At 41.5% G+C, this 25,822-nt stretch carries 31 protein-coding genes, 2 tRNA genes and 2 rRNA genes; 26 read left to right on the top strand and 9 right to left on the bottom strand.

The features are described from left to right. The 9 genes from C6348_RS17055 to tsaD form a co-directional block, all read left to right on the top strand. Nucleotides 1-112 (top strand): 23S ribosomal RNA (locus C6348_RS17055); the annotation flags it as partial. Between the two features lie 61 nt (nucleotides 113-173). After that, nucleotides 174-289: ribosomal RNA gene (gene rrf / locus C6348_RS17050) — 5S ribosomal RNA — on the top strand. Nucleotides 290-307: 18 nt separating this feature from the next. Then, nucleotides 308-384, top strand: a tRNA-Met gene (locus tag C6348_RS17045). 4 nt (nucleotides 385-388) lie between these two features. Beyond that, nucleotides 389-465: transfer RNA gene (locus C6348_RS17040), tRNA-Asp, on the top strand. Nucleotides 466-742: 277 nt separating this feature from the next. Next, the gene (gene thiL / locus C6348_RS17035) at nucleotides 743-1,720 is read left to right on the top strand and encodes a thiamine-phosphate kinase (RefSeq protein WP_106043816.1); all 978 of its coding nucleotides are present in this window, start codon (nucleotides 743-745) and stop codon (nucleotides 1,718-1,720) included. Nucleotides 1,721-1,732: 12 nt separating this feature from the next. Next, the gene (gene tsaE / locus C6348_RS17030; RefSeq protein ID WP_106031432.1) at nucleotides 1,733-2,209 is read left to right on the top strand and encodes a tRNA (adenosine(37)-N6)-threonylcarbamoyltransferase complex ATPase subunit type 1 TsaE; all 477 of its coding nucleotides are present in this window, start codon (nucleotides 1,733-1,735) and stop codon (nucleotides 2,207-2,209) included. After that, on the top strand, nucleotides 2,190-2,879 hold the full coding sequence (gene tsaB, locus C6348_RS17025) for a tRNA (adenosine(37)-N6)-threonylcarbamoyltransferase complex dimerization subunit type 1 TsaB (protein WP_106043815.1): 690 nt from the start codon (nucleotides 2,190-2,192) through the stop codon (nucleotides 2,877-2,879). The genes tsaE and tsaB overlap by 20 nt, the downstream gene beginning before the upstream one ends. Nucleotides 2,880-2,904: 25 nt before the next feature. Beyond that, a complete protein-coding gene (rimI, locus tag C6348_RS17020) occupies nucleotides 2,905-3,333 on the top strand; it encodes a ribosomal protein S18-alanine N-acetyltransferase (protein ID WP_095286066.1) in 429 nt (142 codons plus the stop codon). Next, a complete protein-coding gene (gene tsaD / locus C6348_RS17015) occupies nucleotides 3,326-4,354 on the top strand; it encodes a tRNA (adenosine(37)-N6)-threonylcarbamoyltransferase complex transferase subunit TsaD (protein WP_106043814.1) in 1,029 nt (342 codons plus the stop codon). The genes rimI and tsaD overlap by 8 nt, the downstream gene beginning before the upstream one ends. 271 nt (nucleotides 4,355-4,625) lie before the next feature. Here tsaD and C6348_RS17010 read toward each other — a convergent pair whose 3' ends face one another. Next, on the bottom strand, nucleotides 4,626-6,548 hold the full coding sequence (locus C6348_RS17010) for an ABC transporter ATP-binding protein (RefSeq protein WP_106043813.1): 1,923 nt from the start codon (nucleotides 6,546-6,548) through the stop codon (nucleotides 4,626-4,628). A gap of 138 nt (nucleotides 6,549-6,686) precedes the next feature. Between C6348_RS17010 and moaC the strand changes: the two genes are divergently transcribed. From moaC to tatC, 4 genes are read left to right on the top strand one after another with little or no spacing between them, the layout of a single operon-like run. Next, on the top strand, nucleotides 6,687-7,178 hold the full coding sequence (gene moaC, locus C6348_RS17005) for a cyclic pyranopterin monophosphate synthase MoaC (protein WP_034664898.1): 492 nt from the start codon (nucleotides 6,687-6,689) through the stop codon (nucleotides 7,176-7,178). 15 nt (nucleotides 7,179-7,193) lie between these two features. Beyond that, nucleotides 7,194-7,847 (top strand): redox-sensing transcriptional repressor Rex, encoded by a 654-nt coding sequence (locus tag C6348_RS17000; protein ID WP_008355687.1) that lies wholly within the window; start codon nucleotides 7,194-7,196, stop codon nucleotides 7,845-7,847. A gap of 27 nt (nucleotides 7,848-7,874) precedes the next feature. Further along, the gene (locus C6348_RS16995; protein WP_012009077.1) at nucleotides 7,875-8,054 is read left to right on the top strand and encodes a twin-arginine translocase TatA/TatE family subunit; all 180 of its coding nucleotides are present in this window, start codon (nucleotides 7,875-7,877) and stop codon (nucleotides 8,052-8,054) included. A 6-nt stretch (nucleotides 8,055-8,060) separates the two neighbouring features. Then, entirely contained in the window at nucleotides 8,061-8,825 is a 765-nt protein-coding gene (gene tatC / locus C6348_RS16990; RefSeq protein WP_223250516.1) for a twin-arginine translocase subunit TatC, read from the top strand. A gap of 39 nt (nucleotides 8,826-8,864) precedes the next feature. Here tatC and C6348_RS16985 read toward each other — a convergent pair whose 3' ends face one another. From C6348_RS16985 to C6348_RS16975, 3 genes are read right to left on the bottom strand one after another with little or no spacing between them, the layout of a single operon-like run. Beyond that, nucleotides 8,865-9,491: an NUDIX hydrolase gene (locus C6348_RS16985; protein WP_106043812.1), complete on the bottom strand. Its 627-nt coding sequence runs from the start codon at nucleotides 9,489-9,491 to the stop codon at nucleotides 8,865-8,867. A 57-nt stretch (nucleotides 9,492-9,548) separates the two neighbouring features. After that, a complete protein-coding gene (locus C6348_RS16980) occupies nucleotides 9,549-9,743 on the bottom strand; it encodes a YdiK family protein (protein WP_106043811.1) in 195 nt (64 codons plus the stop codon). Further along, nucleotides 9,740-10,474 carry a CPBP family intramembrane glutamic endopeptidase gene (locus C6348_RS16975; RefSeq protein ID WP_106043810.1) on the bottom strand — a complete coding sequence of 245 codons (735 nt, stop codon included), beginning with the start codon at nucleotides 10,472-10,474 and terminating at the stop codon, nucleotides 9,740-9,742. Before C6348_RS16975 ends, C6348_RS16980 begins: the two co-directional genes overlap by 4 nt. Nucleotides 10,475-10,703: 229 nt before the next feature. On the opposite strand from C6348_RS16975, the gene groES reads away from it, so the two are divergent. From groES to C6348_RS16945, 7 genes are all read left to right on the top strand, one after another. Then, nucleotides 10,704-10,988 carry a co-chaperone GroES gene (gene groES, locus C6348_RS16970; RefSeq protein ID WP_003214120.1) on the top strand — a complete coding sequence of 95 codons (285 nt, stop codon included), beginning with the start codon at nucleotides 10,704-10,706 and terminating at the stop codon, nucleotides 10,986-10,988. Between the two features lie 56 nt (nucleotides 10,989-11,044). Continuing rightward, on the top strand, nucleotides 11,045-12,679 hold the full coding sequence (gene groL, locus C6348_RS16965) for a chaperonin GroEL (RefSeq protein WP_034320371.1): 1,635 nt from the start codon (nucleotides 11,045-11,047) through the stop codon (nucleotides 12,677-12,679). A gap of 156 nt (nucleotides 12,680-12,835) precedes the next feature. Then, the gene (locus C6348_RS19185) at nucleotides 12,836-12,961 is read left to right on the top strand and encodes a hypothetical protein (protein WP_262982738.1); all 126 of its coding nucleotides are present in this window, start codon (nucleotides 12,836-12,838) and stop codon (nucleotides 12,959-12,961) included. 118 nt (nucleotides 12,962-13,079) lie between these two features. After that, on the top strand, nucleotides 13,080-13,532 hold the full coding sequence (locus C6348_RS16960; protein WP_034664870.1) for a MarR family winged helix-turn-helix transcriptional regulator: 453 nt from the start codon (nucleotides 13,080-13,082) through the stop codon (nucleotides 13,530-13,532). A 22-nt stretch (nucleotides 13,533-13,554) separates the two neighbouring features. After that, on the top strand, nucleotides 13,555-14,073 hold the full coding sequence (paiA, locus tag C6348_RS16955; RefSeq protein WP_106043809.1) for a spermidine/spermine N(1)-acetyltransferase: 519 nt from the start codon (nucleotides 13,555-13,557) through the stop codon (nucleotides 14,071-14,073). Nucleotides 14,074-14,094: 21 nt separating this feature from the next. Next, nucleotides 14,095-14,706 (top strand): FMN-binding negative transcriptional regulator, encoded by a 612-nt coding sequence (locus tag C6348_RS16950; protein WP_106043808.1) that lies wholly within the window; start codon nucleotides 14,095-14,097, stop codon nucleotides 14,704-14,706. A 165-nt stretch (nucleotides 14,707-14,871) separates the two neighbouring features. Beyond that, nucleotides 14,872-15,288, top strand: coding sequence for a hypothetical protein (locus C6348_RS16945; RefSeq protein ID WP_106043807.1), 417 nt, complete (start codon nucleotides 14,872-14,874; stop codon nucleotides 15,286-15,288). Nucleotides 15,289-15,350: 62 nt separating this feature from the next. Here the strand turns inward: C6348_RS16945 and C6348_RS16940 are convergent, their stop codons facing one another. Beyond that, nucleotides 15,351-15,818 (bottom strand): hypothetical protein, encoded by a 468-nt coding sequence (locus C6348_RS16940; protein ID WP_106043806.1) that lies wholly within the window; start codon nucleotides 15,816-15,818, stop codon nucleotides 15,351-15,353. A 124-nt stretch (nucleotides 15,819-15,942) separates the two neighbouring features. After that, nucleotides 15,943-16,617, bottom strand: coding sequence for a hypothetical protein (locus C6348_RS16935; protein ID WP_106043805.1), 675 nt, complete (start codon nucleotides 16,615-16,617; stop codon nucleotides 15,943-15,945). A 209-nt stretch (nucleotides 16,618-16,826) separates the two neighbouring features. On the opposite strand from C6348_RS16935, the gene C6348_RS16930 reads away from it, so the two are divergent. The 3 genes from C6348_RS16930 to C6348_RS16920 all read left to right on the top strand — a co-directional run bounded on the left by C6348_RS16930 (nucleotide 16,827) and on the right by C6348_RS16920 (nucleotide 18,553). Beyond that, entirely contained in the window at nucleotides 16,827-17,195 is a 369-nt protein-coding gene (locus C6348_RS16930; RefSeq protein ID WP_003213878.1) for an RlpA-like double-psi beta-barrel domain-containing protein, read from the top strand. A gap of 73 nt (nucleotides 17,196-17,268) precedes the next feature. Then, nucleotides 17,269-18,318 (top strand): hypothetical protein, encoded by a 1,050-nt coding sequence (locus C6348_RS16925; protein WP_106043804.1) that lies wholly within the window; start codon nucleotides 17,269-17,271, stop codon nucleotides 18,316-18,318. After that, nucleotides 18,290-18,553: a hypothetical protein gene (locus tag C6348_RS16920; protein ID WP_106043803.1), complete on the top strand. Its 264-nt coding sequence runs from the start codon at nucleotides 18,290-18,292 to the stop codon at nucleotides 18,551-18,553. Before C6348_RS16925 ends, C6348_RS16920 begins: the two co-directional genes overlap by 29 nt. Here C6348_RS16920 and C6348_RS16915 read toward each other — a convergent pair. The 3 genes from C6348_RS16915 to gabP all read right to left on the bottom strand — a co-directional run bounded on the left by C6348_RS16915 (nucleotide 18,533) and on the right by gabP (nucleotide 22,188). Then, entirely contained in the window at nucleotides 18,533-18,907 is a 375-nt protein-coding gene (locus C6348_RS16915; RefSeq protein ID WP_034664837.1) for a carboxymuconolactone decarboxylase family protein, read from the bottom strand. The genes C6348_RS16920 and C6348_RS16915 overlap by 21 nt on opposite strands. A gap of 265 nt (nucleotides 18,908-19,172) precedes the next feature. Beyond that, nucleotides 19,173-20,702 (bottom strand): multicopper oxidase family protein, encoded by a 1,530-nt coding sequence (locus tag C6348_RS16910; protein ID WP_106043802.1) that lies wholly within the window; start codon nucleotides 20,700-20,702, stop codon nucleotides 19,173-19,175. 97 nt (nucleotides 20,703-20,799) lie between these two features. After that, nucleotides 20,800-22,188 carry a GABA permease gene (gabP, locus tag C6348_RS16905; protein WP_106043801.1) on the bottom strand — a complete coding sequence of 463 codons (1,389 nt, stop codon included), beginning with the start codon at nucleotides 22,186-22,188 and terminating at the stop codon, nucleotides 20,800-20,802. 481 nt (nucleotides 22,189-22,669) lie between these two features. Between gabP and C6348_RS16900 the strand changes: the two genes are divergently transcribed. The 3 genes from C6348_RS16900 to C6348_RS16890 all read left to right on the top strand — a co-directional run bounded on the left by C6348_RS16900 (nucleotide 22,670) and on the right by C6348_RS16890 (nucleotide 25,822). Beyond that, nucleotides 22,670-23,569, top strand: coding sequence for a cation diffusion facilitator family transporter (locus tag C6348_RS16900; protein WP_106038364.1), 900 nt, complete (start codon nucleotides 22,670-22,672; stop codon nucleotides 23,567-23,569). Nucleotides 23,570-23,672: 103 nt separating this feature from the next. Beyond that, nucleotides 23,673-24,635 carry an AAA family ATPase gene (locus C6348_RS16895; RefSeq protein WP_060595663.1) on the top strand — a complete coding sequence of 321 codons (963 nt, stop codon included), beginning with the start codon at nucleotides 23,673-23,675 and terminating at the stop codon, nucleotides 24,633-24,635. Beyond that, nucleotides 24,632-25,822, top strand: a complete 1,191-nt coding sequence (locus C6348_RS16890; protein WP_106043800.1) for a DUF58 domain-containing protein — start codon at nucleotides 24,632-24,634, stop codon at nucleotides 25,820-25,822. Before C6348_RS16895 ends, C6348_RS16890 begins: the two co-directional genes overlap by 4 nt.

The raw sequence follows: 25,822 nt of genomic DNA, 5'->3' as shown, positions 1-25,822 counted from the left end.
CCATTCCGCAAGGAAGTAAGATCCCTGAAAGATGATCAGGTTGATAGGTCTGAGGTGGAAGCGTGGTGACACGTGGAGCTGACAGATACTAATAGATCGAGGACTTAACCTATATTCTAATGTGAAGCATGAACATTGTTATCTAGTTTTGAGAGAACATTCTCTCCATCAGGTTTGGTGGCGATAGCGAAGAGGTCACACCCGTTCCCATACCGAACACGGAAGTTAAGCTCTTCAGCGCCGATGGTAGTTGGGGGTCTCCCCCTGTGAGAGTAGGACGCCGCCAAGCTTGTCATATTTATATCATCGCGGGGTGGAGCAGTTCGGTAGCTCGTCGGGCTCATAACCCGAAGGTCGCAGGTTCAAATCCTGCCCCCGCAACCAAAATGGTCCGGTAGTTCAGTTGGTTAGAATGCCTGCCTGTCACGCAGGAGGTCGCGGGTTCGAGTCCCGTCCGGACCGCCATTTTTATGACTTGTAAACGAAAACGTATAGTTTCGTTTTTTTTTATGTCTTTTTCTTTTCGTACGTATCCAAGATGCAATGAATTGGTTTGTGTTTGGCTACACGTTATGTGAAAAGAAAAAGATAGATCACTTCAACCCAGCCTGGTTTTTTCATACCAGGCTTTCTTTATATCATTTTTAATTGGAATTGAAACTCATATTGGCTTACACTAATACTAATTATGTCTGACATCGTGTCTACTCAATCAATTGATTGCATGAAGGGGCTGCTTTTTATGGATGAATTTGATCTTATTCGCCGAATTACACCAAAAGAAACACATCAGCGTTCTTTGGTTATGGGCATCGGTGATGATGCAAGTGTTTATCAACCTCATTCACATTGTGAAGAGGTCGTTTGTGTTGATACAATGGTGGAGTATGTTCATTTTCGCTTTGATTTTTCCACACCTTTTGAGATTGGCTTTAAAGCACTAGCGGTCAATGTCAGTGATATCGCCGCAATGGGAGGAACCCCAAAGTATTATCTTGTATCGATTGCGATCCCCCCTCATGGTGATGAGACGATCGTCTCAGCTCTTTACGAGGGAATGAAAGCATTGGCTGACACCTATCATATGGATTTAATTGGTGGAGATACGGTCGCCACTCGCAGTGACTTTGTCATTACAGTGACGGTCATTGGCGAGGTTCCCAAGGGAACAGCTTGTTATCGTCACAGTGCTCAGACAGGAGACGTCGTCTTTGTCACAGGTGAGCTTGGTTCATCAGCTGCTGGCTTATCAATTTTAATGAACGAAGTAACCCCTACCAAGGCAGTCGACAAAGCCTTTTTTCTTGAGCGTCATAAAAAGCCTCAGCCTCACATTGCTGCTGGACATATTTGCTCAAGCTTCCCACGGGTCACCTTGAATGATGTGAGTGATGGATTAGCGAGTGAGCTGAATGAGATAGCCGAAGCGAGTCATGTGACGATAGAGATAGAAGCAAACAAGCTCCCCGCACATCCAGATTTACCAGTGCTGCGTAAAGACTGGCTGGAATGGGTGTTATTTGGCGGGGAAGACTTTGTATTAACTGGTACGATTCCAGAGGCTGATTGGGAAAGCTTTGAAATGCAATGTAGAAAAGAAGACATTCAAGTCAAACGCATTGGACAAGTCAAAGGTGATCAATCAGCAAGCGTTATATTAAAAGACAATGAACAGCAAACAATGTTAATGAAAAAAGGATATAATCATTTTAAGAAATGAGGTGACATAACTGTGAAATTAACATGGACGACAAAAGGTGCGGATGAGACGAAACGAATTGCCGCTGCTTTGGCCAAACTTGTGATGCCAGGCGATGTTTTGACATTAGAAGGGGATTTAGGTGCAGGCAAAACTACTTTTTCAAAAGGTTTTGCAGAAGGCTTAGGGATTACCCGTATCGTCAACAGCCCTACCTTTACGATTATTAAAGAATATACCGATGGCAGACTGCCACTTTATCATATGGACGTGTACCGCATGGAAGATGCGGAAGAAGATATTGGGCTCGAAGAATATTTTGAGGGCGAAGGTGTATGCTTGGTTGAGTGGGCACATCTCATTGGACCTCAATTGCCTTCCACCTATTTGAAAATAGAAATGCTGAGAACAGAACGTGAAGAAGAACGTCATCTCACGTTTAGTGCAAAAGGGGAACGCTATAAGACCCTTTGTAAGGAGATGAAAGAATTTGACCATACTGGCAATTGATACGTCTAACCATACACTAGGAATTGCCCTTGTAAAAGATTCCACAGTGATTGGTGAGAGCATCACGTATTTAAAAAAGAACCATTCCGTCCGAGCGATGCCGACTGTTGAGGCATTAATGAAAGAATGTGGTGTAGCGCCAAGTGAACTAAGTAAAATCGTTGTAGCGAAAGGACCTGGTTCCTACACTGGTGTCCGAATTGGTGTGACCATTGCAAAAACACTCGCGTGGACGCTGTCTATCCCTATATCGGCTGTTTCGAGTTTAGAAACACTTGCGGCAAATGGTCAATACTTTGATGGATGGATCTCGCCACTATTTGATGCGAGAAGAGGACAAGTTTATACTGGGCTATATACGTTTGAAGAAGGAAAAATCAAAGAGATCAAACCAGACCAAAATATCTTGCTCACGGATTGGCTTCATGAGCTGAAGCAGACAGGAAAGTCTGTCCTATTTCTTGGGCAGGATGTGCATCTTCATGAAGAGAGCATTCGCTCCATTTTAGGAGAAACTGCTGTGATAGCAGAGGGAGCTTTTCATAACCCAAGACCTTCAATGCTTGCGTTTTTAGGGACAGATCGTCCTGCTGAAGATGTTCATCAGCTTGTTCCTAACTATATTCGTTTGGCAGAAGCGGAAGTGAAATGGCTTGAAGGGCAAAAATAATCTCAACATAACAGAGATTCGAAAAATGACGGTAACGGACATTCCAGAGGTGTATACGATTGAAGTGCATTCGTTTACTGCGCCTTGGAAAAAAGAATCATTTGTCTATGAGATTCTCCATAACCAGTACAGCCATTATTTCCTCATTGAAGAAGATAAACAGCCTGTTGGGTATTGCGGGGTCTGGATCGTCATGGACGATGCACAAATTACGAACATTGCGATTCTCCCTGAGCATAGAGGAAAGGGCTACGGGGAAGCATTGCTGCGATATGTCATGGAATTTTGCAAAGAAAAAAAGACAGATCATCTTTCTTTAGAGGTGCGGGTTTCGAATACACCTGCACAATCCCTTTATGAAAAGCTTGGTTTCAGACCAGCTTCTATTCGAAAGAATTATTATACGGATAATGGGGAAGATGCATTGGTCATGTGGGTGAATATAAATGAGTGAACAAACAGATCGATTCATATTAGGTATAGAGACAAGCTGTGATGAAACAGCTGCATCCATTGTAAAAAATGGGAAAGAAATTGTGGCGAATGTTGTGGCCTCGCAAATAGAAAGTCATAAACGATTTGGCGGTGTTGTACCAGAAATCGCTTCAAGACATCACGTGGAACAAGTTACCATCGTATTGGAAGAAGTGATGACACAGGCCAATATGAGCTTTCAGGATTTAGATGCCATTGCTGTCACAGAAGGACCGGGCTTAGTCGGTGCCCTTCTGATCGGTGTCAACGCAGCCAAGGCACTGAGCTTTGCTCATCAGATTCCTCTTGTTGGTGTACATCATATTGCTGGGCATATTTATGCAAACCAGCTTGTAGATGAATTACAGTTTCCATGTTTGGCTCTTGTTGTCTCTGGTGGACATACTGAGCTTGTGCTAATGAAGGAGCATGGATCTTTTGAGGTCATTGGAGAAACATTAGATGATGCGGCTGGAGAAGCCTACGATAAAGTGGCTCGGACGATGGGTCTCCCGTATCCAGGTGGACCTCATATTGATCGGTTAGCACATGAAGGAGAGCCAACGATTAAACTTCCTCGTGCATGGCTTGAAGAAGGTTCCTATCACTTTAGCTTTAGTGGATTAAAATCAGCTGTAATTAACACATTACACAATGCATCTCAAAAGGGAGAAACAATTGCTCCAGAGAATTTGGCAGCAAGTTTTCAAGCAAGCGTCATTGAGGTGCTTGTTGGGAAAACATTAAAAGCGGCTGAGGCCTATGGCGTAAAGCAGGTTGTCCTAGCTGGTGGAGTCGCTGCCAATAAAGGACTGAGAGAAGCTTTGAAGACAGCATTCACAAAGCTACCTGACGTGAAGGTCATTATTCCGCCGTTATCTCTTTGCACAGACAATGCAGCCATGATCGCTGCTGCTGGAACCATTGCGTTTGAAAAGGGAATAAGAGGCGATATGGCAATGAATGGCCAGCCGGGCTTACCGCTTGTCTCATATGAATGAAAACTCCTGTGGATACACAGGTTTTTTTCATTTTCAATGAAAGCGATTTATTCACATGTAAACGTTATATATCCACAATTATTTGAAAATTTTGTTTTAAAATGAAGAGAATGTGTATAAAAAAGAAATTTTGTGTGGATATGTGATTAAAAACCTGTGGATAAAGTGGATAAGTCCAAAATTTTTAAGAATAACAAAGAAGTTTTTGTGGATATTAATGTGGATAATAAATTTTCACTGAAAGAAAAAAGAGCACCCATTTGGGCACTCTTTAAGATTCGGATAGCTCTTCCCACTCCGCGAAAAGTGATTCAAGCTCTTGATTAAGCGTATCATTTTCTGTTTGAATGTCTTGGACCTTCTCATGATTTTGGAAAATAGCAGGATCACATAGAAGCTCTTCATTTTCACCAAGTTTCTCTTCAATGACAGCAATCCGCTTTTCAATTTCCTCGATTCTGCGCTGCTTTTGTCTTTCTTTCTTTTTCAGTTCTTTTTCTTCCGCATAAGAAAGCTTTGCTGTTTCTACTGGCTTTGCTGCTTGTTTTTTAAGCGATTCATTTTCTTGAAGCGCCTCAAGCTCTAATTGTTCATTTTTCTTTTCAAGGTAGTAGTCATAGTCACCAAGGTATTCTTTTGTTTCCGCTCGCGACAGCTCGAATACTTTCGTTGCTAGTCGATTAATAAAATAACGGTCATGCGAGACAAATAAGATGGTTCCTGGATAATCGATCAGCGCATTCTCTAAAATTTCCTTACTATCTAAGTCCAAATGGTTCGTAGGCTCATCAAGTATTAGGAAATTGGCTTTTTGGAGCATCAGCTTTGCCAGGGCAAGCCGGGCTTTTTCTCCACCGCTTAATGCATGAACGGGCTTTAAGACGTCATCACCAGAAAAAAGGAAATTCCCTAAACATGTCCGAATTTCTTTTTCATTCATATGAGGATAGTCATCCCAAAGCTCATTGAGCACTTTTTTGGATGATGTCAGTTTGGCTTGTACTTGGTCATAGTAGCCGATCGTGACATGAGATCCAAAGGTGATGTCGCCTTTTACAGGCGTTAATGTGTTCGTTAACGTTTTTAAAAGGGTTGATTTCCCGATCCCGTTAGGACCAATGAGTGCCACGCTATCCTCACGTTTGATCTGAAAAGAAAGGGAGGATAGGAGCGGTGTTTTTTCATCATAACGAATGTCGAGATCATGTACCTTCAGCACATCATTGCCGCTTTGTCTCGTAATATCAAAATGAAAGTTTGCGGATTTTTCATCACCTAATGGCTTATCTAAACGATCCATCCGTTCCAGCTGCTTGCGTCTGCTCTGAGCGCGCTTTGTGGTTGAGGCTCTTGCCAGGTTGCGATCTACGAAGTCTTGGAGCTTTGAGATTTCTTCTTGCTGCTTTTCGTAGAGCTTCATATCACGCTCTAGCTGCTCAGCTTTCAGTTCAAGATACTTACTATAGTTGCCTGCGAACTTTTTCATGGCAGTTCTTGAGACTTCATACACATGGTTCACCACTTTGTCTAAGAAGTAGCGGTCATGGGACACGATCAGAATGGCGCCTGTATAATTTTGCAAATATTGCTCCAGCCATGATAAGGTATCAATATCTAAATGGTTGGTCGGCTCGTCCAGAATTAAGAGTTCTGGTTTCATTAATAAGAGCTTTCCAAGCGCTAGACGGGTTTTCTGGCCGCCGCTTAAGGATTGAACGGTTGTCTCATCTTCAAAGTGACTAAAGCCGAGCCCATGAAGAATGGAGCGGACATCTGCTTCGTATTGATAGCCGCCTTGATCTTTAAATTCCTGCTGCAGTCTGTCATAGGTTTTCATGAGGGAATCCAGCTCAGAACCTGTGGAGGAAGCCATTTTCTCCTCAATGGTTCTCATCTCTTGTTCCATCCTTTTTAAATGATCAAAAACCGATAATAATTCGTCTTTTAACGTACGTGTAGACGTCACATCGGTATGCTGTGCTAAATAGCCGATCGATAGGTCTTTCGGTTTGATGATCTCACCTTGCTCGTAAGACAATTGACCGGCAATGATTTTCAAAAGGGTGGATTTGCCTGCGCCGTTACGACCTACAATGGCAATCCGATCCCTTGCTTTGACTTCCAATTTTATATTCGTTAAAACGGTATCAGCACCAAATGATTTGGACAGCTGATTCACTTGTAGAATCATCATGTAACTTCACCTCTGCTATAATATGTTAAGTGTAGCTTATCAGCAGTAAACCGGCAAATGTTACATACAATCGCCATATTCAAATGAAAGACAGATAGGAAAAAATAGTGTATCATTTGAGTGAGGGAGCGTTGAAAGATGAGTCAATTTAGCCACTTTAACGAACAGGGAAGAGCAAAGATGGTCGACATTAGTGACAAATCGTCTACAGTGAGAACCGCCGTTGCTGCTTCAAGCGTTCGTATGATAAAAGAAGTGTTTCATAAAATACAACAACGTGAAATTGGAAAAGGGGATGTGCTGTCTGTTGCACAGGTTGCTGGCATCATGGCAGCAAAGCAAACATCTACCATCATTCCAATGTGTCATCCGCTTGCACTAAAAGGCGTGGATATCTCCTTTGATTGGGAGGAAGACGGAAATGCGCACATTCTGAACATACAAGTACAGGTGAAAACAAAAGGAAGTACGGGTGTGGAGATGGAAGCGCTCACTTCTGCTTCAGTATGTGCACTGACCGTTTACGACATGTGCAAAGCGATTGATAAAGGCATGATCATCGGTCCTACCTATTTAATTGAAAAGACAGGCGGGAAAAACGGTGATTTTCACAGAGCATCTGATATTTAAGTTGGAGGACCTTATATGAATATAGATCAGTCAAAAATTCCACAAGCGACAGCCAAACGTTTGCCGCTATATTACCGTTTTTTAAAAAATCTGCATGCATCAGGAAAACAAAGGGTGTCATCGGCAGAGCTTAGTGATGCAGTCAAAGTGGATTCTGCCACCATTCGCCGAGATTTTTCGTACTTTGGTGCACTTGGGAAGAAAGGGTATGGCTATAATGTCGATTACCTCTTGACCTTCTTCAGAAAGACACTTGACCAAGATGAAATGACCAATGTCATGCTCATCGGTGTCGGGAATTTAGGGACTGCTTTTTTACACTATAATTTCATCAAAAATAATAATACAAAAATTTCAATGGCTTTTGACGTCAATGAGAGTAAAATAGGAAGTGAGATAGGCGGCGTGCCTGTCTATGATTTGGATAAGCTTGAAGAGCATGTTCAAGAGGTAGGAGATATTCCTGTTGCCATTTTGACAGTACCTGCCGTAGCAGCTCAATCCATTACAGATCGTTTGATTGCCCTTGGCATCAAAGGAATCCTTAACTTTACGCCGGCTCGATTGAATGTGCCGGAACACATTCGAATTCATCATATAGATTTGGCGGTTGAACTTCAGTCTCTTGTGTATTTCTTAAAGCATTACTCTGTTACACAGGAGGATTGACGAAAAGGGGTAAAGGGGGTGGAGCAAATGGGTCCGATTGGTCCTGGAAGTTTGGTTCTGATTGCGATTGTTGCGCTCATTATTTTTGGGCCGAAAAAGCTTCCTCAATTAGGAAGAGCAGCAGGAGATACATTACGTGAATTTAAAAATGCCACAAAAGGTTTAGCTGATGATCAGGAAGAAAATAAGAAAAAAGAAGATCAGTAGAATAGGATGAGCTTCATGAATGTCAAAGATATGCCGCTTATGGAGCATATTGTGGAACTGCGAAAACGTTTAGTGATCATTGCGATGTTTTTTGTTGCCTTTATGGTGGCAGGTTTTTTTCTCGCTAAGCCGGTCATTGTGTATTTACAAAATACGGATGAAGCGGCGACACTGACGCTGAACGCGTTTAAGCTCACAGATCCTCTGTACGTGTTTATGCAGTTCGCATTTGTCATTGCTTTGGTTTTGACGTGTCCCGTGATTTTATATCAGCTATGGGCATTTGTGAGTCCTGGCTTATATGATAAAGAAAGAAAGGTGACACTTGCTTACATTCCGATTGCACTGCTTTTATTTTTGAGCGGTGTGGCTTTCTCTTATTTTATTTTGTTTCCCTTTGTCGTCGATTTTCTGATGCGGATGTCGAATGATTTAAATGTAGAGCAAGTGATTGGGATTCATGAGTATTTTACATTTCTGATGCAGTTAACACTTCCATTTGGCTTTTTGTTTCAGATGCCCGTTGTGTTGATGTTTCTCACAAGACTTGGCATCATCACACCGATGTTTTTATCAAAAATACGGAAGTATGCCTATTTTGTCCTCCTTGTCATTGCCGCACTGATTACACCGCCAGAGATCGTTTCTCACCTCATGGTTACCTTGCCGATGCTCGTTTTGTACGAAGTGAGTATCGTCATTTCGAGAGTGACCTATCGCAAAATGCAGCAAACAGAGACAGAGGAGAAAGAAAATTATGATGTCTCATAAAAAAGCATCGTGATCCAAATAAGGGTCACGATGCTTTTTCTATTGTGAAAGGAATTGATTGATCACTTGAAATAGATGTTTATAATAGGCAGGCTCATGCGGGACAAAATCTTGTACACAGACTACTCTGTTTTCCTCACGTTGTTCTTCGGCTTCATCAACTTCAAAGCCCTCCAGATGAATATTTTCACATTTTCTCATGAAAAGCTGCTGTGCATCCATTAGCTTTGCTCTGTAAAGTCCAGTGACTTCTTCTTTTTGTAATTGAACGTTCATCTGCTCTTCTTGATGGACGTAAAGATATACATGGCAAAATTCACGATCAATGAATTCGGGCAGATGGATTTCATCCTGTATAACTCCTGCAAAGTTCAGATCCTCAAAAGGGATAGAAAGACCAAGCTCTTCTTTTACCTCTCTCATACCGTCAGAAGGCTGTTCATTTGCAAGAAGGTGGCCTGCTGCTGTGATATCAAACAGAGCAGGAAAATCTTTTTTTGCGGGGCTTCTTAGCTGAAAATAGAGATACACGGTGTCATGTTCCTTTTTGAGAAGCCAGAAATGAAAGGTTTCATGCCAAAGGCCTTGGGCATGGACATCTGAACGGGGTGCAACTCCAATCGCTTCATGCTGCTCATTTAAGATGTTCAGTATTTCTTGTTCCATGAAAACTTATCCTCCATAAAAAAACCATTTTCCAGAGATTAGAAAATGGTTTTTGATTTATTTTTGCTGCTGTTTTTTGAGTTTGACAGAGAAGGCAAACATTTTAAACGCGATATTGATATTATAGGCCGCAAACACCATCAGCAAAATGCTGTAAAATGACCACATGTCACCTGGATTTTGAATGGCTATATAGGTGAAAGCAACACCTATGGCAAAATAAATGACGCCCCATATGACAGGGTTTCTCATGAGAAAAAGCCTCCAATAATCATTTGCATTGTTTGAGATTGTTCTTCAATCATTTTTCTTACTGGCTCAATCTGCACAAGAATGACGAGCGAGTTCATCAGCATATGAGCTCCGATTGGAACAATGATTCGTTTTGTTTTCGCATATAAAAAGGCAAATGTAAAGCCCATTGCGGTATAGAGAAAGAAGTGGTCAAAATCAGAGTGTGCAGCAGCGAAAAATGCTGAACTAACAAGTGCCGCAATAAAAAAATTCGACCTTTCATAAATTACACCAAAAACGATTTTTCGGAAAATAATCTCCTCAAGTATCGGTCCAATTAGTGCAATAATGATAACAAGAAAAGGAAAAGCATCCAAAATAGATAAAATATTTTGCGTGTTTTCTGACTCACGGCCAATGCCGAATGCATATTGTTCAATCACGCCTGCAATCGATTGTGTGAGAAGCGAAAGAAAGAAACCTCCAATGATCCAGGCGATAGCTACCCCGACTGAAACCGGTGCTTCATTTCGAAGTGAAGCTTTTGGCACAGTCCGAAGGATGAGCAGAATAATGATTAGTCCAATACAGAAGCTAATGATTGTCCATGTACCTGACAATTTAGAGAGCTCTGCTTGTGTCATCGGTGTCTGAATATAACCTAACCACTTCATGATGAACACATACGGAAACGCAGAAACCTGTACCAATATATACGTTAAGATGATGTACCAATATTGTTTTTTCAAGTAACGAAAACCCCTTTACTAAAAGAACTAGATTTATTGTAACACAAGTCTTCTTTTTCGATGAAAAGGAAAGAATCTGAGTTGAAAAAAGATCATGAAAGCGTAAAAATTTTTAAAGGTTTTTACTTGAAATTACAGAAGACATTCTTTATTATAATAAATGTGTTAGCACTCACTGGTGATGAGTGCTAAAAAAGACTACATATAAAAATTGAGGAGGTTGTTTCTTATGTTAAAGCCATTAGGCGATCGCGTAATCATTGAACTCGTTGAATCTGAGGAAAAAACCGCTAGCGGTATTGTGTTACCAGATTCTGCAAAAGAAAAACCGCAAGAAGGTAAAATTGTTGCAGCAGGTTCAGGTCGTGTACTTGAAAGTGGTGAGCGCGTTGCGTTAGAAGTAAACACAGGCGACCGCATTATCTTCTCAAAATATGCAGGCACTGAAGTGAAATATGAAGGCAAAGAATATTTAATCCTTCGTGAGAGCGACATTTTAGCTGTTATTGGTTAATCACATAAAAAAACATTGAGATATATTTCTAAAAAGACTGAGGAGGTTTCGTTATTATGGCAAAAGATATTAAGTTCAGTGAAGAAGCACGTCGTGCGATGTTACGTGGTGTAGATGCACTTGCAGATGCTGTAAAAGTAACTTTAGGACCTAAAGGACGCAACGTGGTTCTTGAGAAAAAATTCGGTTCACCACTTATCACAAATGATGGTGTAACGATTGCAAAAGAAATCGAATTAGAAGATGCATTTGAAAACATGGGTGCAAAACTTGTGGCTGAAGTTGCAAGCAAAACAAACGACGTAGCCGGTGATGGTACAACAACTGCAACGGTTCTAGCTCAGGCAATGATCCGTGAAGGTCTTAAAAACGTAACAGCTGGTGCAAACCCTGTTGGCGTTCGTAAAGGGATCGAAGAAGCAGTGAAAGTAGCACTTGAAGGCTTGCACGAGATTTCTAAACCAATCGAAGGCAAAGAATCAATTGCTCAAGTTGCGTCTATTTCTGCAGCAGATGAAGAAGTAGGCAGCCTAATCGCTGAAGCAATGGAGCGTGTAGGTAACGACGGCGTGATCACAATCGAAGAATCTAAAGGGTTCACAACTGAGCTTGAAGTGGTTGAAGGAATGCAGTTTGACCGCGGATATGCTTCACCATACATGGTGACTGATTCTGATAAGATGGAAGCGGTTCTTGAAAATCCTTACATCTTAATCACTGATAAAAAGATTACGAACATTCAAGAAATCCTTCCTGTACTTGAGCAAGTTGTACAACAAGGAAAACCATTATTGATCATTGCTGAAGATGTAGAAGGCGAAGCACTTGCAACTCTTGTTGTGAACAAACTTCGTGGAACATTCAACGCAGTGGCAGTCAAAGCACCTGGATTCGGTGACCGTCGTAAAGCAATGCTTGAAGACATCTCTGTTCTAACTGGCGGAGAGTTAATCACAGAAGACCTAGGACTTGACCTGAAATCAACTGAAATCGGTCAGCTTGGCCGCGCGTCTAAAGTTGTTGTGACAAAAGAAAACACAACCATCGTAGAAGGCTCAGGAGATTCTGCTCAAATCGCAGCACGCGTCAACCAAATCCGTGCGCAAGTAGAAGAAACAACTTCTGAATTCGATAAAGAAAAATTACAAGAACGTCTTGCAAAACTAGCTGGCGGCGTCGCTGTCATCAAAGTTGGGGCTGCAACGGAAACAGAACTAAAAGAGCGCAAACTACGCATCGAGGATGCACTGAACTCAACTCGTGCAGCAGTTGAAGAAGGTATCGTATCCGGTGGTGGTACAGCACTTGTGAATGTATACAAAAAAGTCGCTTCAATCGAAGCAGATGGTGACGTTCAAACAGGTGTAAACATCGTTCTACGTTCTCTTGAAGAACCAATCCGTCAAATCGCTCACAACGCAGGTCTTGAAGGATCCGTCATCGTTGAGCGCTTGAAAAACGAAGAAATTGGCGTAGGCTTCAACGCAGCAACAAACGAATGGGTAAACATGATCGAAAAAGGAATCGTTGACCCAACAAAAGTAACTCGCTCTGCACTTCAAAACGCAGCTTCTGTTGCAGCAATGCTTCTAACAACTGAAGCAGTCGTTGCTGACAAACCAGAAGAAGGCGGCTCAGGCGGCGGAATGCCAGACATGGGCGGCATGGGCGGTATGGGCGGAATGATGTAACATCCTCGAAAACCCCTTGAAATATAGGGGTTTTTGTTATGGATTTTTTTAATTGGTCACGTGTAATAAAAAGTATGAGAGATTGATGAATTGAAACCATTACTGCTTTTCATACGTTAAAATAAGAGATAGTGATTTTATGGATCTTTACCCAAAATGAAGAGATTGGATGATTTTAAAAAGAAAAGCGGTGATCATATGGGCTTTACTACTTGGGTTGCTATTATTGTGGCACTGGCCGTCGTGTTCGGATTGTTTGGATCGAAGAAGCGTGATAAATAAAGAAAGAGTTGAAACCCACTTCCAAATAGGGAGTGGGTTTTTTGTTGCAAATACAATATTGATCAATTATACTAACTATAGTGGTTTGTTGTAAATGCAACAAAAGGAGTCGTGATAAATGAGAGAGATTTTGCGAGAGATTGGCGTCATCGCTCGGGCGCTTGATTCTATAAGTAATATTGAATTTAAAGAGTACGATTTAACGAAGGGGCAGTATTTGTATCTTGTGCGTATCTGTGAAGAGCCTGGCATCATTCAGGAAAAGCTGGCGGAAATGATCAAGGTGGATCGAACAACGGCTGCTCGTGCTATCAAAAAATTAGAACTGCATGGTTTTATTGAGAAGAAAGATGATCGAGTGAATAAAAAAATCAAAAAGCTGTTTCCCACTGATAAAGGGGAAGCGGTATATCCAATGATCAAACGAGAAAATGATTATTCGAATCAAGTAGCGCTGGATGGATTTTCTGAAGAGGAAGCAGAACAGATATATGAGTATCTTCTAAGGGTGAGAAAAAATATCGAAAAAGATTGGGATTATGTGAAAAAAGGAAATAAGAGACGCTACTAAATGATAAGGAGTGATGACTTCAATGACCGTCACTTTTATTCCATGTAATGAACAGCATATAGAAGAGCTGCAAAAAGTCGGTATCGACACATTTATAGAAACCTTTCAGAATCAAAACAAAGCGGAACATATCGATGCTTACGTAAAGACAGCCTTTCATCCGAACCAGCTGTTAAAAGAATTACATCATCCATCTTCACAGTTCTATTTTGTTCAAGTGAATGGCGAAGTTGCTGGTTATTTGAAGGTCAATATGGATGATGCGCAGTCAGAAGAGATGGGAAGTGAAGCGTTAGAGATTGAAAGAATTTATATTAAGCAGTTCTTTCAAAAACAAGGATTAGGCCGATATTTAATCAATCAAGCCTTTGAGATCGCGAAGAAATATCATAAACGTGATGTTTGGCTTGGGGTGTGGGAGCACAACAAAGCGGCCATCGCATTTTATCAAAAGCTTGGGTTTGTTCAAACAGGGGTGCATGCATTCCTTATGGGGGACGAAGAACAATTGGACTTCATTATGACCAAAACACTTAGCTGAATCAATAAGGGGGAAGGGAATATGCATATTCCATCTTTTTTTCAAGTGAAAGATATGGAAGAAGTAAAAGCATTTATTCAATTACATTCATTTGCAACAGTTGTGACCACAACGGATGAAAAACCCATTGCGACACATATTCCAGTGAGTTTTCATCAAGTTGAAGATTCGTATTTGATTACAGGGCATATGGCGATTGGAAATCCACAGTGGAAAACGTTTGAAGAAAATGAGAAGGTGCTCGTCATCTTTCAAGGACCGCATGCCTATATATCCTCTTCATGGTATGAAAAAGAAGCCGTACCGACATGGAATTATCAGGCTGTCCATGTATATGGAAAGGCTGTGCTGTTAGAAAAAGGGGAACTGGTAAAAGAATTAACCACGATGCTGGAAACATACGAAAGTCACAGAGAACAGCCTGTTTTATGGGATACATTGTCTGATGAACTGTTAGAGAAACAAATGAAAGGGATTGTGGGCTTTAAAATCATCATTGATGAAGTTCAGGCTGCTTTTAAACTAAGCCAAAATCGCCATGAAAGGGATTATGCTCACATCATTGAAAAGTTGGAAGCAGAGGGTGACGTGGAAATGGCTGAGGCGATGAAAAAGAGAGTAAAGGATGTATGAGAAAAGCACTCTATGATCAAGAGTGCTTTTTTTTGAGAGATATGAGATATCTTGGCTTATAATGTCACATTTTCTTTAAAATTACATAAAAAAATCCACTATTTCCATAAAAAATCAGATCAATTCCTTATAATAAAGGTATCTGAGAATGGGGAGTGAGTCGAGATGGACCAAAACTTGCTGCAAATGAATCAAGTGAGATCAGAGGATGAATTAGCGGTTGTTAATATATCTTCTACAGAAATTGGGGCGCTGTCAAAGGAAGCGGCTGAGCGGATTTTACAAACGAAGGATACGGATGATATTCATTTACTGATGTATGTCCCGATTGAAAAGAAAGCAGATTTGATTTGGTTGATTGAAAGTGTTGGACAGGCGTTAGAAGATGAGGATGACGATAACGTTGCACTTGAATTGGCTGATTTGCTCTATTTCTTTGTCATTCCATTTTATAAGGAGTATATTTTGAGGGAACATCATTTGTATGAGTGTATAGATGATTTGTTGGTACGATTAGCATCAAGGACTCACTCAGATATTCACACACTGGTAGATGCGATGAGAGACGATTTGACTGAATAAACATGAAAAAAGGCTTGTAGAGAGGTCCTCTACAAGCTTTTTTCAACGTAAAAAACCATAAATTACTGGGCTCTTTCCCAGGTAATTTTTGTTTCATTTGTTTTTTTCTTTCCTTTTGCTAGCACTTTGCCGCTTTCTTGTTTCACGGTGATGTTTAGATCGTAAAAGGAATAAAGGGCGCCAAGGCTGTCATTTTCTGGTTTGTGCAGGTTGTTTTCTTTTTCAGTTGATGCCCCAATGGCCAGCGTCTTGGCAAAGTTTAAACCGATGACTTCAGCGTAATCACTATTGGTATCAGATGAAGCGGTTACGTTTAAAGAAATGACTTTTTTCTTTTGATCAACGGTGATGGCTGTGTCTTTCACGAGCTTAGACTGCTCCATGACTTCTTTCGTTTCATTTTGAATGCGGTCATTAATCGTTGGAAGTGCCTTAGATTCTGTTTTTTGTTCTTTCGTCGTATTCGAGCAAGCTGCTAGAATGAAGAGACTTGCAACTAGGCTCATGAAAACAAGTAGACTTTTTCTCACGTTTGTTCTCCTTTTTTCTTCGAAGTATGTATGTTTATGTTACCACGAATCCTTGTTTTGATTAAAAGAGAAGTGTTGATAAGCTGTGAACAATAAAAAGCACCCAAAATAGGGCGCTTTTTTCTTATTGTGCTGAAAGGCTTGTACTTAATGGAATAGAAGAAATGACGGTGAATTTAGGAGCCGCAGCACCAGACTCTAAATTTTTACGTAAAAGCGATGATTTGATTGTTCCATCCCATTTTTTATAGACACTTCCTGAAGTATTCGCACGAAGCTGTACATTCGAGAAACTTGCTTGTGAGTAGCTGTTTGTTCCATTATCTTGGACGCCGTGAACCATTTTGACGACATCGAGATTTTTCAGACGACTAGGGTTGAAAACAGGCTGCTTATAGCGCAATTTCCCATTGACGTATAGTGACACTGTGCCATCACCATTGTTGATGAGCTTTAAGTTGACACGTGCACCATCCGTAATGCTCTTATCGTACTCACTGTTCCAGTATTGACTGCCGCCTTGTGAGCCGCTGCCAAGAAAGACCTTATAGCCAGAAGGCGTTTTTGAAATACCGCTCTCTACAACGGCAGAGCCGAGACCGAGGTACCAGTCCGCATAGCCATTTTTAATAGTGGCTGTTTTCGGCAGCACAATATCAGCAGAGATACCTGACCATTTGGCTTCATCCGTTTGTGTCACAATCGCACCGTGACGGGGACCAGCTGCTGAGGCAGGGATACTTGATAGCATCAAAACGAAGGCCAAACTTACACTCAAAACGATGAACCACTTTTTCATAAAAATTCCTCCTTAAATTGGATTCACTTTTATTATATAAAATGAAAGAGAGGGGCTGCTTACATTGTTCTGGCCGATTTTGGTATTTTTTGTGAACAAAATCGGTCATAAAGTGGTCAACTTGTATTCGATTTGTAATGTGACTGTAAAATAACTGGGGGCATCTTCATGTATAATAAGTGCAGAAACCAAATACGGAGGATTTTTTAATGAATAAAAAGCTTATCGCGACAATCGTAACAGTAGCTAGTTTATTTTTGGCGTTTAGTTTCTCACATGGAGCAAGTGCAAAAAAAGTAAGCGGCAATATTACTTGGTATAATGGTGTCGGTAAAAAGGGCGCAGATGGAAAAAAACTCGGTCATTGGGATGCAGCAACTAAAATGGGATTTGACGTACCGAAAAAAGGTACAAAACTTAGAGTGACAACAAAAGCGAAACCACATAAAGTGATTACAGTATATAAATATGATGTAGGCAGAATGCCAAACGCTGTATTAGACGTCAGTCCAAAAGCATTCAAAGCACTAGGGTATAAAACAAGTAAAGGTGTCGTAAAAGGGCATTACACTTATTAATACATAGTCATGCAAAGAAGCGGGAAAAGTTCATTTTCTGGCTTCTTTTCTTGTAGAGAGGGTCTGAAAGGCAATGAAAAAATCAACATGGTGGATCATCACGGTCATCGGAGTCGCAGTGATTGCGGCAGTCATTTTCTTCATGATGAAGCCGGGTCAAGAGGCAAAGCATGCAGGAAAAGTGAAAACAAATCAAGATGCAAAAGACGAATTGCTCGTTTCATTTACAGATCAACAGTTAAACAATACGTATTACCTGCATGACCGGGCGCTTCATACGGAGAAACTGACAGCATATCCTTCGATTGCTTATGATTCTACGAAACAGCTTTTATATTACACGTATACGGATGAAGACACGCAAAAAGTGAGTATTCGAGAATTGAATGTGAAAACAGATGAAGAAAAAACGCTGTTTACGAGTGATGATTCCATCGACAGTATGAGGCTGTCTGGGGACGGGAAGCAGTTATATCTCAGGTATAACAAGGATTCTGGCGAACAATTTTATGTCGCTTCTTATGATTTGAATACACAAAAAATGAAGGTGTTATATCCAGAAAAAAGCAAGGATGATACTGTGAGTTCTTTTGCTTATGATCCGACGTCAAACCTTCTGGCAATCCAGCATTATTCCTTAAAAGAAGATTACAAGAAAATCGATGAAGCGAATGAAAAGGGAAGAGACCCTGAACCAACGACCATGAAGATCACCCTTCAAACAGGTGCGAAGGGGAAGCGTATTACACGTATCTCGCAAACGATCAATGATATTTCATTTTCACCAGATCATAAGACATTGATTTATACAGAAGTGAAGGTGCGAAACGAAAAAGAAGTATCCTCTATTAAAATGCTTGATGTAGAAACAGGAAAACAGACGACACTCGTTAAGAACAGTGAGGATATGCATATTTTAAGTGCCGCACAGCCGCAATTTTCTACGGACGGATCTTCTGTTTATTTCTTAGGTGTTGCTAAAAACGCAAAGGAATTAAAGGATGACACCGGACGAAAAGCAAAGGTAAGAACGATATTTGAATACAATATCAAGAAGAAAACAGTGGAAGCCGCTTGGGAGAAGGATGGCGGAATTGTTAACAATTTCACTGTCAATCGATAAAGGGTACGTTCAGTTATTTGATATAACTGGACATTTTTTTATTTTGCCGCTTGAAATGATGGTGAAATTGAGGAATTCATGGAAGGGAAAGCAATTTTTAAGCAGGAAACGTGTGGTATTTTCGTATTTTGCTTATGTGACAGAGGAAAAGAAAGAGAGTAATATGAGTGTACATAAAAAACGAGAGGACAGAAGGCTTCTCGTTTTCACTGATTTATTTGGTGTTATTGTCTAGTAAGTTTTGAAAGATAAACAGGGCATTAATGGAGTGAGGGAATCCAGCAACTTTTGTACAGTGCTTAATAATCTCCATGATCTCTATGACAGAAAGTCCGATATGTAATGCTTGTTCAAAATGAGTCTTTAATTCTTCATCACAATCGCCTTTTGTAATGAGGGCAGATAATGTGCTGATGGCCTTTTGTTTTTCATCTAAAATGAAGTGGTTGAATTCTTTTTGTTCACCGAGTTCAATTGTTAGCTGTTCAATATTTGACCAAATGCTCTCGTTTTCCTGAATTGAAAGCTTCTCTATGTTACCTGCCGCTGTTTCTTGTGTGACCTGGCAAGTCTCTTTTTCTTCATTCAAATTGAACTCCTCCGTTTTTTATCGCAATTTTCCATTTGTTCGTTCATTGTGGCTTATGTGCCTTTTGATAGATGCAATGGGTATATAGTAGTATTATCGGTTTGCTGCGTCAACATTTTAAGTGTTGAATGCTCAAAGAAACCATTCATGCGATTTATTATTCCATTTTGAAAGGGCTAATGAATGGATGTCCGTTAGCCCTTTGGTGTATCAGAAGTTTTATACAAGTTTCTACGCATTTACGGGAAGAGTGGTTTCATTTTTATTAAATGATATCCATCGGCCTCATCATGTCATAATCTTCATGCTCTAAAATATGACAATGCCACACATATCGGCCGCTGTATGGAACAAATCGAGCAACGATCCGAATGACTTCACCTGCATGCGCCTGAATGGTGTCCTTGTAGCCTTGTTCATGTAAAGGAGGCGCTTCGTTTGGTCCTGTATACACGATTTCTCCTGTCGATTGATAGACTTCTGTATCAAATGGTCTTCTGTCTAAAACCCTAAATTGAACAAGGTGCAAATGAATAGGGTGTGTGCCCCTGGTTGGATTGACGATGGACCAAACCTCTAGACTGCCAAGACGAGGATTTTCGGTGACAGGGTCATTCCAAAATTGATTATCCAACAATAGGATAGGGCGGCCGTATTTATCCTGCGTGCCGCTAAGTGTGAGTGTACGCTCTCTATCAGCTTGACTTGGCCGAAGCGTTGGCAGCGGTTTGAAAATCGGACGTAATGTTTTAGGTACTCTCCCTTTTAGCGGACGTGTGACTTTGAATTGCATAATGTTCGCATCTGTTTCAGGATTCACATCCTGTCCGCAGCCGGCTGTATTTTTGAGAGTGATCGTTTTGTTTTCGTAAGCTGAAAAGTCGATGATGACATCGAAACGTTCAGCAGGTGCGATGCTAAAGGATTGATGGCGAACAGGTCTTGGCAAAAAGCCCCCATCGGAACCAATTTGCAAGATTGTGGCGTCGTTATCTAGATGCAGCTCGTAAGTTCTAGTATTGGACGCATTTAAGATACGAAAGCGGTATTTTCGCGGCTCTACTTCTAAATAAGGCCATACTTTTCCATTGACTAAAATCGTTTCTCCACAAAAAAAGGGCACGATGGATGGGTCTGGTAGGTCACTGTCTTCTGGCGTGTCGTTTGGTCTGCTAGGATAAAACAGTGAGCCATCCTCCTGAAACGTACGGTCCATGATCATTAAAGGAATGTCATAGTCATCTTTCGGCAGCTCTAAGGACTTTTCAAACGCATCAGAGATCAAATAAAACCCAGTTAAGCCGGCGTACACATTTAATCGTGTCAATGCCATCGCATGATCGTGATACCATAATGTGCAGGCTTGCTGATGATTTGGGTATACGTATACCTCTCGTTCAAAGAAGGGGCCGGTTGCTTCAAAGTCTCGTGAAAACCAAGCCTCTGGATAGCCGTCACTGCTTGCTGGTGTGACGCCGCCATGCAGATGAACGACCGTTTTGACTTCTGGTTCATCATGATGGCCGGCATGAATGGTGTGATCGACCGGCAGGAAATGCTTCAACGGCAATTTGTTCATCCATTTCACTTTGACTTTTTCATTTCGATTCGCTTGAATGGTTGGACCAGGCAAACTGCCATTATAGGTCCATAGCTTGGTTGGGGGCAGGTCTCTATGAACTTTTAGAAATACCTCCTCCATAGCGATTTCATAATACGTTTGTCTTGGGTTCTTTTTGACGGGCTCCGCGACTTCTGGAATTGGCAGCTCGTCAACAAATTTTTCTAGGTTCATGTTGACTAATCCTCACTTAAATTCAATTTGATACAGTATAAGTGCGGACATCAAAATAGGTGAATAAAATAAAAAAACCCGCTTTTCAGCGGGAGCATTACGGGTGTTTATTTTCAAGCGCTGCATTTGCAGGCACTTTTTTATTCGGTTTAAAGACGAAATAAGCGGCAAGCACACCGAAGGTAATGATACTTGTCAAAATGAGCTGTGGTCTCATTGATTCGATAAACAGCATCGATGCCAAGATGGCGCAAATGACCAAAATGGTAAAGTACGTGAGATATGGGAACAGCCACATTTTGATTTTGAGCTGCTCTGGATTTTCTTTTTCGATTTTACGGCGCATTCTTAATTGTGAAACAGCAATGACCAAGTAGACAAGAAGGGCAATGGCGCCGGATGCATTGACTAAGAACAAAAAGATGGTTTCAGGATAAAAGTAGTTCATCATGACGGCAATGTAGGAAAAGAAGGTGCCTGCGACTGTAGCCGCTACAGGAACACCACGTTTGCTGATTTTCATAAAGCGTTTCGGTGCTTCGCCTCTTTCCGCTAATGAATAAAGCATTCTGGACGTTGTGTACAATCCGGAGTTTAAGCAAGATAGAACGGCTGTTAAAACAATGACGTTCATGACTTGAGCTGCTGATGGGACGCCGATGTATTCTAATACCGCAACGAACGGGCTTGTTAAAATACTCGCTGAATTCCATGGAAGCAAGGTCACAACGACAGCGATGGATCCGACGTAGAACACGATGATACGCCATACAACAGAGCGGGTAGCTGTTGTCACAGACTTGACTGGGTCTGCTGATTCTCCGGCCGCTATTGCTACAATCTCGGTTCCCATGAAGGAAAAGATGACGACGACAATTCCGAGTAAAACAGAGCTGAATCCATTTGGAAGGAAACCGCCGTTCCCCGTTAAATTGGCAAGACCTGCAGTATGATGACCGCCAAAACCAAAGATAAATGCAAAACCGATGAGTAGAAAGAGAATAATGCTGACGACTTTTATTAATGAGAACCAGTATTCAAATTCGCCAAAAGATTTAACAGAAAAGATATTCGTTAATGTTAAGAGGATAGTGAGGATAAGACTTGTGAGCCAAACAGATGCATCTCCATACCAATACTGAATAATGGCAGCACCGGCAATGGCTTCGATTGCGATGACGATCACCCAGAAGAACCAGTAAAGCCAGCCGATTGTAAATCCGGCCCATGGACCGATGGCATCGCTCGCATATTGTGAGAAGGAACCGCTTGTCGGATAAGCACATGCCATTTCTCCAAGCATTCTCATAATAAAGATCACTAGAAGTCCGGCAAAAGAATAGGAAAGAATGGCTCCAGGCCCTGCAGAATGAATGACAGCGCCGCTACCAACAAATAGCCCTGCGCCAATAACCCCAGCAATGGAGATCATTGAAATATGTCTTGTTTTCAGATTTTTTTGAAGACCGTTTGTCATGTTGGACATGTCTTTACCTCCAAACATTTCTCTTCATAGAGAAATTGTTTTTAGAATATTTTAAATTTTATCATACTGAATTGTCATTCAGCATTGGACAGGTTATCAAACTGACATTTCAAACCTCTTAACATGATGTTAAAAAGTATAAAGGATTTGAGAGATTATGTTCCCTCTTTTTCCTCAGTTCATTCTTAAAAATTGCATAAGATAGGATGGGGAGAAGTTGTCTCTCAAAATAAAATTATTCTGACAATTTTCTAGAAAGAGTGATATTGCCAGATGTTCATCACAGAGTGAATTGGAAAAAGGTTGATGGGAGTAGGTCTTGAGGTCAATTGACCTTATAAAAATAAGTTTACTTAGGTCAACACATTTCTATGTATCCTATTTTGCTGACACAAGCGAATCATGTTGCTGTAGACCCACACGGGCTTTGCTTTGTAAGATAAATAATAGAAAAGTGATGTGTGAGGAGGCGCGGTTCGACATGGAGCGCTATAACGAATTAAGACAAGGTGAAACAGGTGCTTGGGTCAGCATCATTGCCTATGTGATCTTATCAGCGGTGAAACTTCTAATTGGGTATGTGTTTCATTCAGAGGCTCTTTCGGCAGATGGATTGAATAATACGACGGATATTATTGCATCCCTTGCTGTGTTGATTGGGCTGCGTATTTCTCAAAAGCCGCCTGATGAAGATCATCCATACGGTCATTTTAGAGCAGAGAATATTGCGTCTCTTGTGGCGTCCTTTATTATGATGCTTGTTGGACTTCAGGTTTTGCTGAGTGCAGGCCAGTCGCTCTTCTCATCTGAGCATCAAACGCCTGATATGATCGCAGCTTGGACGGCAGCAGGAAGTGCTGTGGTGATGTATGGTGTGTATATTTACAACCGCAATCTGTCCAAACGGATCAATAGCCAGGCTCTTCATGCAGCAGCAGCTGATAATAAATCAGATGCGTATGTGAGTATTGGAACATTTGTAGGGATTATCGCCTCTCAATTTCAGCTGGCATGGATTGATACGCTTGCAGCGTTTGTCATTGGCCTCATTATTTGTAAAACGGCGTGGGAGATATTCAGAGATGCCTCTCATTCGTTAACGGACGGTTTTCATATAAAAGATATGTCCAAATATAAAGAGACCATTGAAGCAACACCTGGAGTGGGCGATTTGAAAGATATTAAGGCACGGTATCTCGGAAGTACGGTCCATGTGGATGTAGTAGTGGAGGTCGAGCCGCACTTGAACATTGCAGAAAGCCATGATATTGCAGATGAGATCGAACGTAGAATGAAGAAGGAACATGATATTTTACACTCTCATGTTCATATGGAGCCAGCAGGTGAGACAAAAGAAGAGAAGAAGTCTTTTCCATCGTGAGAAGGCTTCTTTTTTTCTACATGCTGATGTTTTATGCAAATGCGCGTTGTATGGTAAAGTTAGACTATATGAAATTTAACGGAAACGTGATAGGAGGATCAGGATGGCATTTGATGAACCGATGCATTCAGATTTACAAAAAATCGTAGATAACATCAATAAAGTCATGGTTGGGAAAAAAGACATTGCGATATTAAGCCTTGTTGCGATTTTGGCGAAGGGGCATGTGCTACTAGAGGATGTGCCTGGTGTTGGGAAGACGATGATGGTTCGTGCTTTGGCAAAATCCATTGGCTGTGAGTTTAAGCGAATCCAATTCACTCCTGACCTTTTGCCTTCAGATGTAACAGGTGTGTCGATTTATAATAAAAAGACAAATGAATTTGAATTTAGGCAAGGACCGATTATGGGGCAGATTATTTTGGCTGATGAGATCAACCGGACCTCTCCTAAAACACAGTCGGCATTGCTCGAAGCGATGGAGGAAGGCAGTGTCACAGTGGACGGAGAAACAATGCCGCTTGCGGATCCTTTTTTCGTCATGGCGACGCAGAATCCAGTGGAATATGAAGGGACCTATCCGCTGCCAGAAGCGCAAATGGACCGGTTTTTATTCAAGCTGCAGATGGGATATCCGACCATGCTGGAGGAGCTGGAGGTGCTCAATTTGCAGGAAAAGCAGTCCCCGATTAATACGCTCCAAGCAGTGATGACAAAGGATCATATCCATGCGTTGCAGCAAGCTGTTCAGACCATTCATGTGGATGCATCCATTAAAGAATATATTGTGGAAATCGCTCAAGCGACGCGTCAACATCCATCTGTTTATTTAGGTGTGAGTCCAAGGGGATCGATCGCCCTCATGAAAGCGGCTCAGGCGTATGCACTGTTGAATCAGCGAGATTATGTGATTCCTGATGATGTACAGTATTTGGCGCCATATACATTGCCGCATCGAATGATTTTGACATCAGAAGCGACGTATGAAGGGAAGAAGGCGGAGACACTGCTGCGACAAATGCTTGAGCAAATTGGCGTGCCAGTTCAAAAGTCGATGACTCAATGAAGTCACGTCATCGTTTCGCTGTTTCATTATGGTTACGGGTAATGATGCTCATCATCCTCACTGCGGCAGCCTTTTGTTATGCCATGTTTCAGGGAGGCTTTGTGAGTTGGTTCCTTTTTTATGCATTTTTACCATATACTTTGTATGCTTTGCTGTTTGCGCTCGTTCCGCTGCGAGCGACAGCCAAAAGGACATTACAGCAAACCCGCTTGAAGGCGGGAGACGTGCTGTCCGTTGACCTTGAAATCAAGCGGACAAATCCATTTCCATACGTTTATGTCTTGATTGAGGATGATCCGCCGGACACCTTTCATTTACAGGAACAAATTGAAATGAAGCAATTGCTGTTTCCTTGGTTTCGGAAAACGTGGCGTTTTTCCTATCAATTGAATGATGCCAAGCGCGGGGAACATCATTTGTCAGCGGTTCGAATCAAAACGGGTGATATGTTTGGTTTTGTGGAGAAAGAAGTGATCATTCCGTTAGAAAAAAAGCTGCTTGTCTATCCCAAAATGCTCGATCTTCAGGTGGAGTCTGCTGAGTCAGTGAATGAAAATGGAGGCAAAGCGGTTCACTCGTGGTTCAATGAACCGGCCCATGTGACAACAGGCGTGCGGGAATACCAGCAAGGAGACCGTTTTGCTTGGGTGGACTGGAAGACGACGGCTAGAAGAGGTCAGCTGATGACGAAGGAATTTGAACAGAAACAAACAAAGGATCTTGTCGTGTTTGCTGATTTTACAGATGAAGCGGTTTTTGAGACCGTCGTGTCTATTGCAGCTTCTGTTCTCCAAACGGCAGTGAAAAAAGGGGTGCCTTCAGGTTTTGTACCTCTAGGAGATCAGCATGCCTTTCGAGTGGATCAAGGAGAACTTCATTTACAGGACATGCTCTATTATTTAACAAGGGTGCAGCATCAACCTTCTCGCGCACAAGAATATAAGGCGTTAGCAGCGAGTGAGTACCAGCACTCTGGAAAATATGTCGTCACGGGTCAGCTGCAAGAAGAGCTTGCTGCGAGCCTGCTTGGAAATCGAAACAGAAAGAACATCACTGTTCTTTTAGTGAAGAGAGCTTTGGATCGCTTCACGACAAAAGAAAAACAGCTTGTAGACCGGCTCAAGGCATCTGGAATACGCACGACCCTTTTATTTGAAGACCGGCTGCACGAAAGAACTGTGAGGTGA

The organism is Bacillus sp. YBWC18 (genome assembly GCF_002998775.1).
In the GTDB taxonomy this organism is placed as follows: Bacteria; Bacillota; Bacilli; order Bacillales; family Bacillaceae; genus Bacillus.
Note: the sequence above shows the minus strand (reverse complement) of the source record. Positions and strands in the feature narration are given on the sequence as shown.